This window comes from Micrococcus sp. H39-S4, assembly GCF_027158145.1.
GTDB classification, from domain to species: domain Bacteria; phylum Actinomycetota; class Actinomycetes; order Actinomycetales; family Micrococcaceae; genus Micrococcus; species Micrococcus luteus.
In genome coordinates this window covers 234,436-252,058 of the sequence record NZ_JAPVLT010000004.1, presented here as the reverse complement: position 1 = coordinate 252,058, position 17,623 = coordinate 234,436, and the positions used below count along the sequence as shown (strand labels likewise).

17 protein-coding genes and 1 riboswitch are annotated in these 17,623 nt (G+C 74.7%); of the genes, 7 read left to right on the top strand and 10 right to left on the bottom strand.

Annotated features, from left to right (window positions below; genetic code table 11):
• Positions 1–57: 57 nt before the first annotated feature.
• Positions 58–960: an SIR2 family NAD-dependent protein deacylase gene (locus O3T09_RS06225; protein ID WP_134416448.1), complete on the top strand. Its 903-nt coding sequence runs from the start codon at positions 58–60 to the stop codon at positions 958–960.
• Here the strand turns inward: O3T09_RS06225 and O3T09_RS06220 are convergent.
• The 3 genes from O3T09_RS06220 to O3T09_RS06210 all read right to left on the bottom strand — a co-directional run bounded on the left by O3T09_RS06220 (position 887) and on the right by O3T09_RS06210 (position 4,132).
• Positions 887–2,293 (bottom strand): deoxyguanosinetriphosphate triphosphohydrolase, encoded by a 1,407-nt coding sequence (locus tag O3T09_RS06220; RefSeq protein WP_144819127.1) that lies wholly within the window; start codon positions 2,291–2,293, stop codon positions 887–889. The genes O3T09_RS06225 and O3T09_RS06220 overlap by 74 nt on opposite strands.
• On the bottom strand, positions 2,286–3,596 hold the full coding sequence (dusB, locus tag O3T09_RS06215; RefSeq protein ID WP_002856235.1) for a tRNA dihydrouridine synthase DusB: 1,311 nt from the start codon (positions 3,594–3,596) through the stop codon (positions 2,286–2,288). The genes O3T09_RS06220 and dusB overlap by 8 nt, the downstream gene beginning before the upstream one ends.
• 119 nt (positions 3,597–3,715) lie before the next feature.
• Positions 3,716–4,132 (bottom strand): ankyrin repeat domain-containing protein, encoded by a 417-nt coding sequence (locus O3T09_RS06210; RefSeq protein WP_002856236.1) that lies wholly within the window; start codon positions 4,130–4,132, stop codon positions 3,716–3,718.
• 139 nt (positions 4,133–4,271) lie between these two features.
• Between O3T09_RS06210 and O3T09_RS06205 the strand changes: the two genes are divergently transcribed.
• Positions 4,272–5,294: an LLM class flavin-dependent oxidoreductase gene (locus O3T09_RS06205; protein WP_044659687.1), complete on the top strand. Its 1,023-nt coding sequence runs from the start codon at positions 4,272–4,274 to the stop codon at positions 5,292–5,294.
• The gene (locus O3T09_RS06200) at positions 5,291–6,589 is read left to right on the top strand and encodes an MFS transporter (protein ID WP_144824878.1); all 1,299 of its coding nucleotides are present in this window, start codon (positions 5,291–5,293) and stop codon (positions 6,587–6,589) included. Before O3T09_RS06205 ends, O3T09_RS06200 begins: the two co-directional genes overlap by 4 nt.
• Positions 6,590–6,596: 7 nt before the next feature.
• Here O3T09_RS06200 and O3T09_RS06195 read toward each other — a convergent pair whose 3' ends face one another.
• Genes O3T09_RS06195 through O3T09_RS06185 form a run of 3 tightly spaced genes read right to left on the bottom strand, consistent with a single transcriptional unit; the run spans position 6,597 to position 9,744 of the window.
• Positions 6,597–7,232, bottom strand: a complete 636-nt coding sequence (locus O3T09_RS06195; protein WP_020628397.1) for a cation transporter — start codon at positions 7,230–7,232, stop codon at positions 6,597–6,599.
• The gene (locus O3T09_RS06190; protein WP_260840817.1) at positions 7,229–8,353 is read right to left on the bottom strand and encodes a GNAT family N-acetyltransferase; all 1,125 of its coding nucleotides are present in this window, start codon (positions 8,351–8,353) and stop codon (positions 7,229–7,231) included. Before O3T09_RS06190 ends, O3T09_RS06195 begins: the two co-directional genes overlap by 4 nt.
• Positions 8,354–8,361: 8 nt before the next feature.
• Positions 8,362–9,744, bottom strand: coding sequence for a glycine--tRNA ligase (locus O3T09_RS06185; RefSeq protein WP_227449016.1), 1,383 nt, complete (start codon positions 9,742–9,744; stop codon positions 8,362–8,364).
• A gap of 141 nt (positions 9,745–9,885) precedes the next feature.
• Here O3T09_RS06185 and O3T09_RS06180 point away from each other — a divergent pair, with 141 nt between their 5' ends.
• Complete coding sequence (locus O3T09_RS06180) at positions 9,886–10,128, top strand: RNA-binding S4 domain-containing protein (RefSeq protein WP_002856244.1); 243 nt, start codon at positions 9,886–9,888, stop codon at positions 10,126–10,128.
• Between the two features lie 52 nt (positions 10,129–10,180).
• On the opposite strand, the gene O3T09_RS06175 is transcribed toward O3T09_RS06180, so the two are convergent.
• Positions 10,181–10,873, bottom strand: a complete 693-nt coding sequence (locus O3T09_RS06175; protein WP_269295444.1) for an alpha/beta hydrolase — start codon at positions 10,871–10,873, stop codon at positions 10,181–10,183.
• A gap of 80 nt (positions 10,874–10,953) precedes the next feature.
• Between O3T09_RS06175 and O3T09_RS06170 the strand changes: the two genes are divergently transcribed.
• Positions 10,954–11,847 carry an SGNH/GDSL hydrolase family protein gene (locus O3T09_RS06170; RefSeq protein WP_060973781.1) on the top strand — a complete coding sequence of 298 codons (894 nt, stop codon included), beginning with the start codon at positions 10,954–10,956 and terminating at the stop codon, positions 11,845–11,847.
• A 75-nt stretch (positions 11,848–11,922) separates the two neighbouring features.
• On the opposite strand, the gene metX is transcribed toward O3T09_RS06170, so the two are convergent.
• Positions 11,923–13,053, bottom strand: coding sequence for a homoserine O-acetyltransferase MetX (gene metX / locus O3T09_RS06165; RefSeq protein WP_101965803.1), 1,131 nt, complete (start codon positions 13,051–13,053; stop codon positions 11,923–11,925).
• Positions 13,050–14,417: a bifunctional o-acetylhomoserine/o-acetylserine sulfhydrylase gene (locus O3T09_RS06160; protein ID WP_101965802.1), complete on the bottom strand. Its 1,368-nt coding sequence runs from the start codon at positions 14,415–14,417 to the stop codon at positions 13,050–13,052. Before O3T09_RS06160 ends, metX begins: the two co-directional genes overlap by 4 nt.
• Positions 14,418–14,547: 130 nt before the next feature.
• Positions 14,548–14,663, bottom strand: a riboswitch (SAM riboswitch).
• 177 nt (positions 14,664–14,840) lie between these two features.
• Here O3T09_RS06160 and O3T09_RS06155 point away from each other — a divergent pair.
• Positions 14,841–15,476 carry a VOC family protein gene (locus O3T09_RS06155; protein WP_101965801.1) on the top strand — a complete coding sequence of 212 codons (636 nt, stop codon included), beginning with the start codon at positions 14,841–14,843 and terminating at the stop codon, positions 15,474–15,476.
• Between the two features lie 18 nt (positions 15,477–15,494).
• Here O3T09_RS06155 and O3T09_RS06150 read toward each other — a convergent pair whose 3' ends face one another.
• A complete protein-coding gene (locus tag O3T09_RS06150; RefSeq protein ID WP_101965800.1) occupies positions 15,495–16,391 on the bottom strand; it encodes a CPBP family intramembrane glutamic endopeptidase in 897 nt (298 codons plus the stop codon).
• Positions 16,392–16,531: 140 nt separating this feature from the next.
• Here O3T09_RS06150 and O3T09_RS06145 point away from each other — a divergent pair, with 140 nt between their 5' ends.
• Positions 16,532–17,608, top strand: a complete 1,077-nt coding sequence (locus tag O3T09_RS06145) for a phosphotransferase (RefSeq protein WP_144819576.1) — start codon at positions 16,532–16,534, stop codon at positions 17,606–17,608.
• The last annotated feature ends 15 nt before the right edge of the window (positions 17,609–17,623 follow it).

Sequence of the window (17,623 nt, the reverse complement as noted above, 5' to 3'; positions counted from 1 at the left end):
AAACCGCCCCCAAACGAAGGGGGGCGACCACCCGTGCCGCCTGCCTAGGCTGGGGACATGGCCGATCCGCACCCCGTCCTCGCCGCCTCCGCCCCCGACCTCGACCCTGACGTGCTGGACGCCGTCCGCGCGCTCGTGGCCGCCGCCGAGCGTCCCGTGGTGCTCTCCGGGGCGGGGATGAGCGCCGAGTCCGGCATCCCCACGTTCCGCGACGCCCAGACCGGCCTGTGGGAGCGGTTCTCCGCGGAGGAGCTCGCCACGGAGGAGGCATTCCTCGCGGATCCCGCGCTCGTGTGGTCCTGGTACCGGTGGCGTGCCCGGATGGTGCGGGCCCGCCAACCGAATCCGGGGCACGACGCCGTCGCCGTCTGGCAGCGCCGCACGCCCGGCCTGGAGGTGGTCACCCAGAACGTGGACGACCTGCACGAGCGCGCCGGCGCCCGGGTCCTCGCGCACCTGCACGGGTCCCTGTTCGAGCACCGCTGCGCCGACTGCGGGGCCCCCGCCGACGTCGATCCGGGCGCGCCCGCGGACGAGGCGACGGCCGGCTCCGAGGCCGACCTCGAGGCGATGCTCCGCGAGGCACCGCCGGCCTGCACCGTGTGCGGGGACGGGCTGATCCGCCCGGGGATCGTGTGGTTCGGGGAGATGCTGCCGGCCGAGCCCTGGGACCGCGCCTTCGCCGCGCTCGAGGACTGCGACCTGTGCCTGGTGGTCGGCACCTCGGGCATCGTCCAGCCGGCGGCGTCCCTGCCGTTCGTGGCGCTGGGGGCCGGGGCCGCCGTCGTGGAGATCAACCCGGTGGAGACCGAGCTGAGCGGCGCGGTCACGCACGTCCTGCGGGGTCCCGCCGGCGCGGTGCTTCCCGCGCTGCTGGACCCGCCGGTCAGAGCCAGACGCGACGGAACTCCGCGCCCTGCACCAGGGTGTGATGCCACTCGACGGCGGTCGAATCGGTGAGCGAGGCGATCTGGTCGATCACCACGCGCCGCCGGGCGGCGTCGTCGGGGGCCTGCGCCCAGTCGAACGCGAACATCGGCTCGAGGTACCGGTCCCCCGTGGCCTCCAGCAGCGCCACGAGCTCCGCGAGCACCTCGCGCTGCCGCGCGTAGAGCGGCTGGCGCTGCTCGGCGGTCATCACGTAGGCCGCCGCGATGCCCTTCATCACGGCGATCTCGGTCTCCGTCTCCTCGGGCACCACGACGTCGGCCCCGTGGCGGGTGAGCGGCTCGTTGCCGAACACCTGGCGCGTGGCGTCGAAGGCGGCGCTGCAGAACCGGCCGATCAGCTGGCTCGTCATGTCCTTCATCGCCGCGAGCGCCCGCCGGGAGCCGTCCATCTCGGAGACCCACACGTTGGTGGCCTCGAGGCGGGCCAGGGCCGCGTCGACCTCGGCCGGGTCCGTGTGCGGCAGGTACCACTGGCGGGTGGTCTCCACGACGCGCTCCCGGTGCTCCGGGATGGCCAGCCACTTGAGCTGGAACACGGCGTTGACCACGCCGTCCTCGACGTCGTGCACGGAGTAGGAGATGTCGTCCGCGAGGTCCATGACCTGCGCCTCCATGGACGTGCGCGTGCCGGGCACCCCGGCGCGGAACCAGCGGAACACGGGCAGGTCGTCCTCGTAGACGCCGAACTTGCGCGAACGCGTGCCGTCGGGGCGCAGCGGGGCGTCCTCACGGGTCCACGGGTACTTGCACGCGGCGTCGAGGGCGGCGCGCGTGAGGTTCAGGCCCGCGGAGGAGCCGTCCGCGAAGAGCTTCTTCTGCTCGAGGCGGGCCAGCAGGCGCAGGGTCTGGGCGTTGCCCTCGAAGCCGCCGACGTCCTCGCTGAGCGCGTCGAGCGCCTTCTCCCCGTTGTGCCCGAAGGGCGGGTGGCCGAGGTCGTGGGACAGGCAGGCGGTGTCCACGAGGTCGGGGTCGCAGCCCAGCGACCGGCCGAGCTCACGCCCCACCTGGGCCACCTCGAGCGAGTGCGTCAGGCGGGTGCGGGCGAAGTCGTCCGCGTCCGGGGCGACCACCTGGGTCTTGGCCCCCAGCCGGCGCAGGCCCGCGGAGTGCAGCACGCGGGCACGGTCCCGCTCGAAGTCCGAACGGTAGGAGGACTTGGGCGGCTCGGGCAGCCACCGCTCCCGGTCCCACGGCGTGTAGCCGGGGGTCTGCACGGCGCGGCCGGCATACGGGGGCCGGCCTTCCGGGCCGAACAGCACCGGCTGGTGGGCGGCGCCGGTCCAGGGCGACGACGGCGCGGCGGGCGTTCCGGCTGCGGGCACCGGCGTCGTGGGCTCAGCCACCGGAGACGTCCAGCTCGGCGGCCTGGATCATGGCCTGCTGCTCGGCATTGAGCTCGCGGGAGTCGAGCCAGCCGTCCGGCAGGTGCGGGCGCTTGGGGGCGCCGGAGCGGCCGCGCGGGCCCTCGGCGGCCTCGCCCGGGTAGGGCTGGTCGCGGTCCACGCGGGCGAGGATCTCGCGCATCGTGGCGAGGTCCGGGACGGTGGACAGGGCGGTGCGGATCTCGGAGCCCACGGGGTAGCCCTTGAAGTACCAGGCCACGTGCTTGCGGATGTCCCGCAGGGCCTTGAGCTCGTCGCCGCCGAAGGTGCCCACGAGCAGCTCGGCGTGGCGGTACAGCGTGTCCGCGACCATGCCGAGCGTCGGCTGGAACCGGTCCTGGCGGCCCTCGAACGCGGCCTGCAGGTCGCCGAACAGCCACGGCCGGCCCTGACAGCCGCGGCCGATCACGACGCCGTCCACGCCGGTCTGCTCGACCATCGCGATGGCGTCCTCCGCAGACCAGATGTCGCCGTTGCCGAGTACGGGGATGTCCGGCAGGGCCTCGCGCAGCCGGGCGATGTCGTCCCACACGGCGGTGCCCGAGTAGAACTGGCGCGTGGTGCGGCCGTGCAGGGCCACGGCGGCGACGCCGAGGTCGCGGGCCGTGCGGCCGGCGTCGAGGAAGGTCAGGTGGTCCTCATCGATGCCGCGACGCATCTTCACGGTCACCGGGATGTCCCTCTTCGCGGCCTCGGTGACGGCCGCCTTGACGATCGAGGCGAACAGCTCCGACTTCCACGGCAGGGCCGAGCCGCCGCCGCGCCGGGTCACCTTCGGCACGGGGCAGCCGAAGTTCATGTCGATGTGGTCGCAGCGGTCCTCCTCGACCAGCATCCGCACCGCCGCGCCGGTGGTGACCGGGTCCACGGAGTAGAGCTGGACGGAGCGGGGCACCTCGTCGGGGTCGTGCTGGATGATGCGCATCGACTCGGGCTTCCGCTCGACCAGCGCGCGGGCCGTGACCATCTCGTTGACGTAGAGGCCGCCACCGTACTCGCGGCACAGGCGGCGGAACGCGGTGTTGGTGATGCCGGCCATGGGGGCGAGCACCACGGGGACGTCGATGGTCAGCGGCCCCAGCCGCAGCGGGGGCAGGGCCAGGCGGTCCGTCGTCGGGGCGGGGTGGCGGGCCTCGTGGAGCTGATCGTCGTCGGTGATGCGTCGACCGGCGCCGGCGGACTTGGCGTAGTGCGCGGCGTGGAGGTCGGCGACGTCGTCGGCGTCGGTCACCGCCGCGGCGGGGAGGGTGTGGGAAGAAGTCATGTCGGACCCCATTCTTCCATTCCGCCCGGCACCCGCGTCACCGTGCCCCACCACGAGGCCCGCTGGGAGGCGATCGCAGAGGCACCCCGCCGGGACGGGCAGACCGTCCTCCCGGCGGGTCAGGCCTCCGACGCCGGCGCCGCGTCCCCGCCGTCGAGCACCGCCAGCAGGTCAGCACCGGCGAACATCTGAGCGGTCTGACGCGCCGAGGGGGTGCCCGCGTCCGGGTCCGCACCGGCCGCGAGCAGATGCCGCATTGAGGCGACATCCCGTTTGAACGTGGCGCAGGTCAGGGCGCGCTGGCCGCGATCGTTGGCGTGCTCGATCTCGGCGCCGGCCTCGATCAGCATCGCCACCGTGTCCGGGTGCTCGTGATAGGCGGCGAGGGTGAGGAAGGAGTCGCCCGCGTGGTTGCGCAGGCGCGTGCTCACCCCGGCGTCCAGGTACGCCTTCAGCTGGGCCGTGTCCCCGTCACGCGCCATGTCGAAGAGCCGGTTCGCCAGCTCGATGTCCTTCTCGCTCCACTGCTCACTCATGCCCGCCAGTATGGCGGACGCCGCGGCGATCGACCGCTCCGCAGCGACATCTCCGCGGGTCTGCCCGCAGGTGATGTCGCCGGCCGGCGGTCAGACGAGCACCGGGAACAGCCCCGCCCGCCCCGCGGTTGCACCCGGCATGACCCGCAAGCACCTCGGCTTCCTCAACTTCGGCCACTGGATCCACCGTCCCGGCGCCGAACCGGACGCGCGGCAGGCCCTCGACGACGTCGTCGCCATGGCCGTGGCCGCCGAGGACGCCGGGCTCGACGGCGCCTGGCTGCGCGTCCACCACTTCCAGCGGATGTTCTCCTCGCCGTTCCCGATCCTCGCCGCGATGGCCGCCCGCACCGAGCGGATCAGCCTCGGCACCGGCGTGATCGACCTGCGCTACGAGAACCCCCTGTACATGGCCGAGGCCGCGGCCACCACGGACCTCATCTCCGGCGGCCGGCTCGAGCTCGGCGTCTCCCGCGGCTCACCCGAGGCCGCCCTCGACGGCCAGGCGCAGTTCGGCTACACCCTCGCCGAGGGGCAGACCTGGGCCGACGTGACCCGCGAGCGCGGACGCCGCTTCCTCTCGGCCGTGCGCGGTGAGGGGATCGCGGCGCCGGACCTGACCTCCGGCTGGGCGCACAGCTCGCAGCCGCTGCGGATCGAGCCGCACTCCCCCGGGCTCGCGGACCGGATCTGGTGGGGGTCGGGGTCCACGCCGTCGGCGGTCGAGGCGGGGCGGGACGGCTACAACATGCTCTCCTCCACCCTGCTCCTGCAGGACGACGGCCGACCCTTCCACGTCCAGCAGGCCGACCAGATCGCCCGCTACCGGGAGGCCTTCGCCGCGGCCGGCCACGCCGGTCCGGGCCGCACGGCGGTCACGCGCTCCGCGTTCGTCATCCAGGACCGGGAGGACGAGCTGTACTTCGGTCGGGAGCGGGCCTCGCGCGACTCCTCCGGCATGCTCGAGGGCGGCGCCGCCCGCTCCGGCCCGACCTACGCCGGGTCCGCCGAGGAGGTCGCGGAGAAGCTCGCCGCCGACGACGCCGTCGCCGCCGCCGACTGGGTCCTGTTCGCCAACCCCAACCAGCTCGGGGTCGAGTACAACGCGAAGATCTTCGCCGGCTGGGCGGAGGTCTGGCGCCTGCTCGGCTGGGATGCATGAGCCAGGCCGCGCCGCACGTCCCAGCCGACGACGGCTTCGCCCGAGCCCGTCGCGCGCGCTGGGCCGTCACCGCCGCCTTCGCGACGAACGGCGCCCTGCTCGGCGCGCTCATCCCGCACTACCCGGAGGCGAAGGCCGCGTTCGGACTGGACCCGGCCGCCTTCGGCCTGCTCGTCATCGCGCTCGCCGTGGGCGGCACGCTCGCCGGGCCCCTGCCCGCGCCGATCCTGCGCCGGTTCGGCGCCCGCCGCGTCATGCTCGCCGGCAGCGTGGCCATCGCCCTGCTGACGACGGCGGCCGGTCTCGTCCTCGACATCGCCGGGGCGGGCGCGGGGGCCGGGCACGGTGCGGGCACGGCCGCGGGCTGGCCGCTGTGGGTCTTCGCGGGCCTCGTCCTGGCGTCGGGCGTGCTCGACGCCGTCGTGGACACCGCCCAGAACGCGCAGGGCCTGCAGGTGCAGACCCGGCTGGCCCGGCCCGTGCTCACGACCATGCACGCCGGCTGGAGCCTCGGAGCGGCCGCCGGCGCCGGGCTCGGCGCCGCGGTCATCACCGTGGGCGGCCCCGCGGCCCTGCACCTGGGGCTCAACGGCGCCGTGTGCGTCGCGGTGCTGCTGGGGGTCCGGCGCCTGTTCCTGACCGAGGACCCCGCGGATCCGGTGCCGACCGATGACGCGTCCGACGAGGCATCCGCGCGCCCGACGCCGGCCCGCAGCGGGGTGCTCCCGCCGCGTGCCGCCCTGGCCGCGCTCGTCCCCGCCGTGGTGATCGCGATGGCCGGCTTCGGCGTGGAGGAGTTCGGCAACGCGTGGGCCACCCTGTTCCTGATCACCGAGCGCGGCCTGGACCCGGCCGCGGCGGTGCTCGGCGCGTCGACCCTGCTGGGCGCGCAGTTCATCGGCCGCCTCGCGGGCGACCGCACCCTGGCCGCCCTGGGACGACGCGGGGCGTTGACGGCGGGGCTGGGCGCCGTCGTCGTGGGGCTGGGGCTGGCCCTGGCGCCGCTGCCCGAGTCGGTGGCCGTGCCTGCCGCGTTCGCGGGGCTGGCCCTGGCGGGGCTCGGCTGCGCCGTGGTGGTGCCCGTGGCCTATGCCCTCGGCGACGAGGCGCCCGGGCTCAAGCCGCAGACCGGGCTGGCGGTGACGAGCTGGTGCATGCGGCTGGCCGGGGTCGGGCTCAGCCCGGCGGTCGGGGCGCTGGCCGGCGCCGTCGGTCTGGCACCGGCGCTGACGGTGTTCCTGGGCCTGGCCGTCGTCGGGGCGGTGCTGGCCGCCCGGCTGCCCGCCACCCCGTAGGAACCGCTCAGTCGTCGTCGACCTCGCCGGCGAGGGCCCGGGCCGCCAGGTGCTCCTCGGTCGCGGCCTCCCAGATCTCCTTGGCGGCGGAGCCGTTGAGCAGCACGAGCAGCACGCCCACGATGATGTCCGCCCAGCCCGACGCCGTCAGCACGGTGATCCCGGACAGGGCGATCAGCACGGCGCCGGCCACGAGGTCGTTGCGCGCCGCGAGCCACGCCGCCCGGGTGAGGGAGCCGCCGTCGGTGCGGACGCGGGACAGCAGGGCCACGCACACGAGGTTCACGAGGATCGAGCCGACGGCCACCCCCAGCAGCACGCCCGCGGCCGGCGGCTCGGGGTCCCCGACCTTCGTGGCCGCCATGACGAGCGCCGCCACGGCCGGCAGCACGATGACCCCGGCCATGACCTTGCCGATGACCGCCTGCCGGGCCGCCGTCCACCCCAGCGCCACGAAGATCAGCAGGTTGACGGCGAAGTCCTCGAAGAAGTCGACGGAGTCCGCCACGAGGGCCACCGAGCCGATCCCCAGGGCCAGGATGATCTCGACCACCAGGTAGGCGCCGTTGAGCAGGGCCACCGCGAGGACGGTGCCCCGCAGGGCGCGGGCGCGCCGGCGGTCCGCTGCGGCCGCCCGGTTCACGCGCCCGGCGCGTCGTCCACGAACACGTACGTGTCCACCAGGGTCCGCGCCGCGTTGCCGCCGATGAGCCCGTCCACGATCCGTTCCAGCGGGGCCATCGCCTCGTCCACCTCGATCTGCACGGGGTACTGGGCCACGAGCAGGGCGAGCAGGTCGGCCACGGCCTGCAGCGCGTCCTCCTCCCCCAGCTCCGGGTCCCAGCCCACGAGCACATCGGCCGGCGCGTCCTGGCGCTCCGGCGTGTAGGACACCGCGAACGCGCGGATGCGCCCGCCCTCGGCCTTCGGCGCGTCGCGGAGCACGACGGCGCCCGCGGCCCCGGTGGCCGGGCCCAGCAGCAGCTGCTGGGCGGCCCCGACACTCAGGGTCGACGGGTCCCACGCGTGCACGGCGTCGTAGAACGCGGTGACCGCCTGCGTCAGCTCGACGGAGCCGGTCGAGGCCTCCTCGAGGACCACGCCGTCCGGGTGCTCCTCCCCGCGCACGTCCGGCAGGCCGATGGCCCCCGGGGCGATCGCGACGCGGCGGGAGCGCTGCACGGGCGTGAAGCCCTCGGCCACGAGGAACGCCTCGGTGCCGGCGGCCAGGGCGGCGGTCTGGGACCGCACGGCGTCCGTGTCCACGGGCGGGCGGCCCGTGGCACCGTCGGCCTCGGTCTGCGGGTCGGCGCCGGCCACGCCGGGCACCAGGGCGTCCCTGGCGAACCGGGCCTTCAGGGCCGTCGTCGGGATGGCGCCGGCGGCGTGCGCCTGTACGGCGAGCCCCCGCAGGGCCGCCACGAGCGCCCGGCCGATGCCCCGGCGCCGCTCGGCGGCCGCGGTCTCGACGTACAGCCACAGCCGCCGCGGGTGCACGGACGAGGCGTAGACGACGCCGGCCGCCACCGGCACACCGGCGGCCTCGGCCACGAGCGCGCGGCGCCAGGGCCGTTCCGCGTCCTCGGCGAGCATCGCCCGGTCCTGGTGCTGCTGCGCGTTGGCTGGGTCACCCCACACCTCGAGCAGGGCCAGGTCGTCCCCGGGCCGCCAGGGACGCAGCACGATCTTCCCGCCGGCGACCGCGGCGGAGTCGAACAGCGCGCCGCCGTCGTCGTGCCCCGCAGCCCCGACCGTTCCCGTCACGTCCCCGCTCACTTGACCAGGCGCTCCAGCAGGTAGGACTTCACCTGGGACAGCGCCACGCGCTCCTGGGCCATGGTGTCCCGCTCGCGGATGGTCACGGCCTGGTCCTCGAGGGTGTCGAAGTCCACGGTGATGCAGAACGGGGTGCCGATCTCGTCCTGGCGGCGGTAGCGACGGCCGATCGCGCCGGAGTCGTCCGTCTCGATGTTCCAGAGGGTGCGCAGCTCCGCCGCGAGGGACTGGGTGGCCGGCTGCAGCTCGGGCTTCTTCGACAGCGGGAGCACGGCGGCCTTGACCGGGGCCAGGCGCGGGTCCAGCTTGAGCACGGTGCGCACGTCCACGCCGCCCTTGGCGTTCGGGGCCTCGTCCTCGGCGTAGGCGTCCACGAGGAACGCCATCATGGCGCGGGTCAGGCCGAAGGACGGCTCGATCACGTACGGGGTGTAGTGCTCGTTGTTGGCCTGGTCGAAGTACTGCATCTTCGTGCCCGAGTGCGCGGTGTGCCGGCCGAGGTCGTAGTCGGTGCGGTTCGCGATGCCCATCAGCTCGCCCCAGCCGTCGCCGCCGGTGAAGCCGAAGTCGTACTCGAGGTCGATCGTGGCGTCCGAGTAGTGGGCCCGCTCGTCCGCGGGGACGTCGAACTTCCGCAGGTTCGCGGGGTCGATGCCGAGGTCGATGAACCAGTCCCAGCAGTCCTCGACCCAGCGGTCGAAGTGCTGGCCCGCCTCGGCCGGCGGCACGAAGTACTCGATCTCCATCTGCTCGAACTCGCGGGTGCGGAAGATGAAGTTGCCCGGGGTGATCTCGTTGCGGAACGCCTTGCCGATCTGGCCGATGCCGAACGGCGGCTTCTTCCGGGCCGCGCCCAGCACGTTGAGGAAGTTCACGAAGATGCCCTGCGCCGTCTCCGGGCGCATGTAGTGCAGGCCCTCCTCGTTGTCCACGGGGCCGAGGTAGGTCTTGACCAGGCCCGAGAACAGCTGCGGCTCGGTCCAGGCGCCCTTGGTTCCGCAGTCCGGGCACACGATCTCGGCCATGCCCTCGGCCGGCCGGCCCTTCTTGGCCTCGAACGCCTCGAGCAGGTGGTCCTGGCGGTGCCGCCTGTGGCACTGGGTGCACTCCACGAGCGGGTCGGTGAAGGTCTCGACGTGGCCGGAGGCCTCCCACACGGCGCGCGGCAGGATGATGGAGGAGTCCAGGCCCACCATGTCCTCACGGGAGCGCACGAAGGTCTTCCACCACTCGGCCTTGATGTTCTCCTTCAGCTCCACACCCAGGGGCCCGTAGTCCCACGCGGAGCGCGAACCGCCGTAGATCTCACCGGCCTGGAACACGAAGCCTCGGCGCTTGGCGAGGTTGATGACGTTGTCCAGCGGGGACTTGGCAGCCATGGGGGCATCACTTCCGTACTCATCGGCGGGGCGGGAGGGGATCACGACGACGACGGCACCCGGCCGCCTTCGACGCGGCGGGCCCGTTCCGGCGCGGCGCGCCGGTCGATCCCGTCCAGCCTACCGGCCATGATGGACACCATGACCGAGACGAACGCACCCGACGCCCAGCCCCTGCCCATCCGTGACGCATCCATCCGCCTCGGCCAGGCGCTCAAGCTCGCCTCCCTCGTGGAGGACGGCGCCATGGCCCGCGACGTCGTCACCGACGGTCTCGTCACCGTCAACGGCGCGGTCGAGACGCGTCGCGGAGCCCAGCTGCACGACGGGGACGTCGTGGAGTTCAACGGCGAGGCGTTCGTCGTCCAGGCCGAGCAGGCCTGAGCCGACGCACCGGCGGGCGGCCGCGGCGCCGTCGTCGAACAGGCCCGGTGGGTCAGCCGCGGGGCGGCACCATGTGGGCGAGATACTCCTTCACGTGGCCCAGCTCCTGCTCGTTGATCGCGTGGCCGAGTCCGGCGTAGACGATCTTCATGAGGTCCACGTGGGCGTTCAGCCAGGCATGGGTCTCCTCGACCCGGGGCTCGGAGATGATCGGGTCCTCCTGGCCGCGGCCCCAGAAGACCTTCGGTCGGACGCGGGCGACGTCGTCGTCGCGAGTGAACAGCTCACGCAGCCGCGGCTCGGTGAGCTCCGGGTCCACCACGAAGCCGGACAGCGCCACGGTGCACGCGTAGGCCTCCGGGTCCAGGCGCAGCAGCGACGTGGCCATCGCCATGCCCTGCGAGAAGCCGAGCAGGGAGACGATGCGGAAGTCCCCGCGCACGGCCTGCACCCAGGCGTGCAGGGCCTCGACGGCCTCGCGGACCGGCTCGGCGGTGGAACCCAGCTCGCCCGTGACCGGGTCCTGGGAGAGCGGGAACCAGGCGTGGGAGCCCGGCTGCAGGGGCAGGGGCGCGCGCACGGCGGCCACCGTCACGTGCTCGGGCAGGTGCGGGACGAGGCCGAACAGGTCGTCCTCGTTCGCGCCGTAGCCGTGCAGGACGATCAGCAGGTCCTCGGTGCGCTCGCCCTCGGGGCGGGACCAGCGGACGACGGGCTCGACGGCGGGGGTGGGGTTCGCGTTCACGTCCGCCAGCCTAGCGAGCGGCACGGTCGGCCCCACCCGGAGGTTGACCCCTCCCGCGCGACGCGGGCAGAATCCTACCCGTGGGTAACCCATCCTCCTCCCAGCCTCCGCACGCCTCCGACGCGACCCCGGTCGACGACCCCGCCGCCCATCCGTGGCGCCGCTACGTCGCCATCGGGGACTCGTTCTCCGAGGGCATCGGCGACCCGGACCCGGACCGCCCCGGCTACCACCGCGGCTGGGCCGACCGCCTGGCGGGGGAGCTCGCCCGCCTGACGCCGCCCGGTGAGGACCTGGCCTACGCCAACCTGGCGGTCCGCGGGAAGCTGCTGGACCAGATCGCCGAGGACCAGGTGGAGCCGGCGCTCGCCCTGCGGCCTGACCTCATCAGCGTGTGCGCGGGCGGCAACGACATCCTGCGCGGCGCGGACCCGGACGAGATCGCGGTCCGGCTGGACGCCGTCGTCGAGCGTCTGGCCTCCGACGGCGCCACCGTGCTGCTGTTCAACGCGACCGACGTGAAGGGCACGCCCGTCATCGGCCGCATCCGCGGCACCGTGGCGATCTACAACGAGAACGTGCGCACCATCGCGCTGCGGCACGACGCGCTGGTGCCGGACATGTGGTCGCTCAAGGACCTCGCCCGGCGGGAGATGTGGGCCGAGGACCGCCTGCACTTCTCTGCGCTCGGGCACCACACGATCGCCGCGATGGTGCTGGACACCCTCGGCGTGGAGCACGGCCTCGAGCACCTGCGCCTGTCCCCGCCGGCGCCGCGCACGTGGCGCGAGGCCCGCGCGTCGGACGCGGCGTGGGTGCGCACGCACCTGGCGCCGTGGGTGGTCCGCCGCATCCGCGGCGTCTCCTCCGGCGACGGCGTCACGGCCAAGCGCCCCGTCCCCGAGCCGCTCTTCGGCGCGCCGATGCCGCGGGGCTCGGACCACACCGAGCCGCTGGACGTCGTCGAGCCCTGAGCCCGGCCGGCGGGGACCGGTGGCCGTTTCTCGAACGAAAGTGCCGCGACACGCCGCCGTTTCCCGAACGAAAGTTCAGAGGGCGAGGGTGCGCTTGAGCGTGTCGGCCACCTGGCCGTATTCGGTGAGGAAGCCGTCGTGGCCGATGGGCGAGGCGATCGTGTGCACCGGCGGCCGCGCGGGCAGCGCCGCCGCGAGCGCCTCGGACTCGGCCGGCAGGTAGAGCCGGTCCGAGTCGACGGCGGCCACGAACGCCCGGCCCCGGTAGTCCGCGAGCGCCGCCGCCACGCCGCCGCGCCCGCGCCCGACGTCGTGGCCCATGAGGGCCTCGGTGACCACGAGGTAGGAGTTCGCGTCGAACCGGTCGGTGAGCTTGGCCGCCTGGTGGTCCAGGTAGGACTCCACGGCGTAGCGCCCGCGCCCGCCCGGCACCCCGACGACGGCGCCGAACGGGTCCTCGACGCCCTGCGGTTCCCGGCCGAACCGCTGGCCGAGCTCTCCCGCCGTGCGGTAGGTGGTGTGGGCGATGCGCCGGGCGATGCCCAGGCCGGCCACGGGGCCGGGGCCGGGGTAGTAGTCGCCGCCCTGGAAGTCCGGGTCGAGGCGGATGGCCGCGGTCTGGGCCTGCCCCCACGCGATCTGGTCGGCGGAGGAGGCCGCGGTGGCGGCCAGCACACCCACCCCGGCGACGCGCGCGGGGTGGGTCGCGGCCCACTCGAGGGCGCGGGCCCCGCCCATCGATCCGCCGATCACGGCGCGCCAGGCGCCGATCCCGAGGTGGTCGGCCAGGCGCCGCTCGGCCTCGACCGCGTCCCGCAGCGTGAGGAACGGGAACCGGGAGCCCCAGGGCCGCCCGTCGGGGGCGGGCGTCGAGGGCCCGGTGGAGCCGTGGCAGCCGCCGATCATGGCGGGGGCGACCACGAACCACCGGTCCGTGTCCACGGCGCGGCCCGGGCCGACGAGGGCGTCCCACCAGCCCGGCGTCGGGTCCTCCTCGTGCGCGGCCACGTGCGCGTCGCCGGTGAGGGCGTGCAGCACGAGCACGGCGTTGGAGCCGTCGGCGGCGAGGGTGCCCCAGGTCTCGTAGGCCAGCTCGACGTCGGGCAGCAGCCCGCCGGTCTCGGTGCGCAGCTCGCCGACCCGCAGGCGGTGGCGGCCGCCGCGGGGCAGCGCGGTGCGCGACGGACGCGTGGCGACGGCGGTCATGCCCGCTCCCCCGCGTCGTCGTCGCCGCGGCGGGCGGCGGCCGCGAAGCCGCGCTCGAGGTCGGCGAGGATGTCCTCGACGTCCTCCACTCCGAGTGAGAGCCGCACCAGACCGGGGGTGACGCCGGCGGCGCGCTGCTCGTCGTCGGTGAGCTGGGAGTGGGTGGTCGAGGCCGGGTGCACCACGAGCGAGCGGACGTCACCGATGTTGGCCACGTGGTGGTGCAGGGTGAGCCCGTCCACGAACGCGGCCCCGGCCTCGCGGCCGCCCGCGATCTCGAAGGAGACGAACGCGCCCGCGCCCTTCGGCAGGTAGCGCTGGGCCCGCTCGTGCCACGGGCTGGACTCCAGGCCGGCGTAGACCACGTGCTCGACGTCGTCGCGGCCCTCCAGCCAGCGCGCCACCGCGGCCGCGTTGGCCACCTGCCGCTCCATGCGCAGGGACAGGGTCTCCAGGCCGAGGTTCACCAGGAAGGCGTTGAACGGGGAGATGGCCGAGCCGTAGTCGCGCAGCAGCTGCACGCGCGCCTTGAGGATGAAGGCCAGGTTGGCGCCGAGCGGCGAGCCCACCCCGAGGTCCCGCGCGTACACGAGGCCGTGGTAGGACTCGTCCGGCTCGTTGAAGCCGGGGAACCGCTCGGCGTGCTGCGCGTAGTCGAACGTGCCGGCGTCGACGATCACGCCCGCGATGGCCGCGGCGTGCCCGCCGAGGTACTTCGTGGCGGAGTGGGTGACGACGTCCGCGCCGTGCTCGATCGGTCGCAGCAGGTACGGGGTGGCCAGCGTGTTGTCCACGATCAGCGGCACGCCGGCCTCGTGGGCGGCGTCGGCGACGGCGCGCACGTCCAGGACGTCCCCGCGCGGGTTGCCGAGGGTCTCGCCGAAGAACGCCTTGGTGTTCGGCTTCACGGCGGCGCGCCAGGACTCGAGGTCGTCCGGGTCGGTCACGAACGTCGTCTCGACGCCGACCTTGGCGAGGGTGTGCTTGAACAGGTTCTGCGTGCCGCCGTAGAGGCTGGCCGAGGCGACCACGTGGTCGCCGGCGCCGGCGAGGTTGAGGATCGCGAACGTCGTCGCCGCCTGACCGGAGGCCAGCAGCAGCGCGCCCACACCGCCCTCGAGCGCGGCGATCTTCTCCTCCACCGGGCCCTGCGTCGGGTTGCCGATGCGGGTGTAGAGCGGGTCGAGGTCCTTGAGCGCGAACCGGTCCGCGGCCACCTGGGCGGACGGGAAGTCGTACGAGGTGGTCTGGAAGATCGGCAGGGCGGTCGCACCGAAGGCGTGCTGGCCGACGGCGACGCCCGCGTGGACCTGCGCGGTGGAGAAGCCCCAGGCGTCGGGGGTCGGGGTGGGCTGGTCGGTCATGGCGGACCCTCCTGAAGGGTTCAGGGGCCGGACCCGGCCGCCCCGCCCGCCGGCCGACGTGCCGATCCGCGGACCGGCGTCGTCGAGGTGCCGGAGATGACCCGGCGCCGTCGAGAGGGGCCGTGGGATCGGCCCGCGCTTGCCGGCGTCCGTTGTGGGGCCGGCCTGGTCGTCACCCGGGGCACCCCACCGCGGAAGGAGGGTTGCCGGTCAGCATGCCGGGGCCTGTTGCTGACTCTCGTGACCGTGCCTCCGAGTGTAGCCCGCCGCCCCGCCACGATTTCGTCACGCGTGTCACACGTGGATACGCTCTCCGCACGGGGCGCCCGACCCGTCAAGGGCTCGACGCCCCTGGACTCGCACCAGGTCAACCCCCGGGGCAGCCCGGGAACGGAGAGGAACAGCGCAGTGCACACCTGTCGCATGGACCACGTGTCCTACGCCGCCGGCCCCGAGGGCCTGGACGCCACGGTCGCCCGCATCGCCGAGACGCTGGGCATCGAGCGGATCAAGGGCGGTGTCCACCCACGTTTCGGCACCCAGAACGCGCTCTTCCCCATGACGGAAAGGCAGTATCTGGAGGTCGTCGAGGCCCTGGACCACCCGGCCTCCCTCAGCGCGCCGTTCGGCCAGCTCGTGCGCGCCCGCACCGAGCAGGGCGGCGGCTGGATGAGCTGGGCGGTGGCCACCCCGGACATCGGCCGGTTCGAGCGCCGCCTCGGCCGCGAGGCCGTCCCCGGCAACCGTCGCTTCCCGGACGGCCGCGAGCTGTCCTGGCGCCAGATCGGCATCAAGGGAACCCTCGCGGACCCGCAGCTGCCGTTCATCCTGCGCTGGGCCGACGGCCAGGAGGACATGCACCCCTCGCAGGCGGCCGAGCCGCAGGCCACCATCGAGCGCCTGAACATCGCCGGCTCCCCCGAGCGCCTCGCCGAGTGGCTCGGCGACGACGAGGACGGCCAGGTCCAGGACGTGAACATCGAGTACGTCGCGCCCTCCGGCACCCCGGGCATCGTCTCGGTCACCTTCCGCACCCCGAAGGGCGAGGTCACGCTCTGAGCGCGGGGGCGGGGCCGCTCAGCCGAGCAGCCCCGCCCGCGCCAGCAGCGGGTAGCCGACGAACCCGACGGCGTCCAGCAGCGCGTGCGCGATGACCAGGGGCATCACCCGGCGCACCCGCAGGAACACGAGCGCGAACACCACGCCCAACAGGGCGTTGCCCACGCCCGGCCCGATCCCCTGGTACAGGTGGTACGCCCCGCGCAGCAGCGCGAGGGCGAGCACCACCACGGCCGCGCGGGTCGGCAGGTACAGCCCCTCGGCGCTCACCCACGACGACGGCACGGCCGGCGCCGGATCGCGCGCCAGGCCCGCGGCGCGCAGCCGCTGCAGATACCCGAGCCGGTCGACGAGCCAGGCGCCCACGATGACCTCCTCCAGCAGTCCGTGCCGCAGCGCGGAGAGCAGCAGGACCGGCACCTGATACCAGCTCTCCCCGAGCGCCGAGCCGACGATCGCCGTCGTGATCCCCAGGGCCCGGCCGGCGGCGTAGACGCCGAGCGTGCCCAGCCCGATGGCCGCGAACAGGCCCAGGCCCCAGGCCAGGTCGCGGCCGGGGCGGCGCAGGTCGAGGCCGAGCACCCGGAACGGGTTCCGGCCGCGCAGGTGCATCAGGTGCAGCACGAGGGCCACCGGCACCAGCGCGAACCCGATGCCGAGCAGCTGATAGGTCAGGTCGAACACCCAGCGGTCGGCCAGGGCCGGGTTGAGGACGGTGGTCTGCTCGCCGAGCGGGGCCTGGGTGGCCTTGTCGATGAGCTGGACGATCGCGTAGACCGCCGACTTCCCCAGAGAGAGGCCGAGGACGATCGCGATCTCCCACCGCACCGTGCGCGCCGAGGGGGCGGGCAGCGCGGGGGCGGGTCGGACGGCCGGGCCGGCCTGGGAGCGGGACGTGCGCGGGGTGGCGGGCATGCCCCCCAGTATCCGCCCGCCCCTCTCCCCCCGGGCGCTTTCGAACGTGAGGGAGGGCCTGTCTCCCGTTCGAAAGTCCCCATTCCCCCGATGTCACGTTCGAAAGTCCGGGAGGGCGGAGGGAGGGTTAGCGTGGTCGTGTGGTCTCCCCGCCTGCCCCCAGCGAGCTCGAGCTGGTCCACCGCGCCCTGCAGCACCTCCGCCCCGGCCTCGACCCCGCCCTCGCCCGCCGGCTCCGCACAGCCGACTGGGCCGCGGCGTCCGTGGAGGAGGGCGGGCAGTTCCACCGCGTGCTGGTGCTCGAGGACGTCGGCGTCCTCCGGATGACGCGGGCCCACGAGGTCGGCGCCGCCCCCGCCGCGCGGTGGGCGCCCGAGCGGGACCCCGCGGCGCACCTGCCCCGGCGCCTGGCCCTCCTCGACGGGCTCGCCTCGGCCCTGGCCGAGCGCGACGTGCCGTGGGCCGTCCCGGTCGCCCTCTCGGACCCCGTCCCCGCGGGCCCGGGCGCCGCGGTGCTGCAGCGCTTCCTCCCGGGCGGGCCGCACCCGCCGCACGAGGGCGATCCGGCCGTGCTGCGCGGCGTCCTCGACGACCTCGCCGCCGTGGACGTCACCGACCCGCGGATCGCCCCGCACCTCGGCCGCCCGTTCGCGTTCCGCGGCCCGTGGACGCCGGAGCGCGCCCGGCACGTCGCGGCGCTGCCGGGGGCGGTCGCCGCGCGCCTGGGCGCGTGGGAGGGGCACGACGTCGACGCGCGGCTGGGCGCCGAGGCGTGGCCGGACGCGGTGGCTGCCCTCGCGGACGCGGTGACGACGTGGACCGCCGCGCCGCCCGTGCCGCCGTCGCTCGTGCACGGCGACCTGGCCGGGCACAACATGCGCTGGCGCGCCGTGCCCGAGGACGAGGACCCGCGCGCCCCGCTGCGCTGGGCGCTGGCCGGGGTGCTGGACTGGGACTTCGCGTGCGCGTGGGACCCCGCCCTCAACGTGGCCTACCTGGCGCTCTGGCACGGCGAGGAGAAGGTGCCCGACCTGGCCCGGGACGCGGCCGAGGCGCGCCGGGCCCGCGTGTGGCTCGGGGCGATGGCCCTGGAGACGCTCGACGACGCGGCGGCCCGGGACGCGATCGTCGGCGGGCTGGCCGCGGGGTCCTGGCGGCGCCTGCTGCGCAAGACCCTGCCCCGCGTGGCGCGGGCCCTCACCGCCCTGGACGGCTGAGGGCCCGCGCGGTCG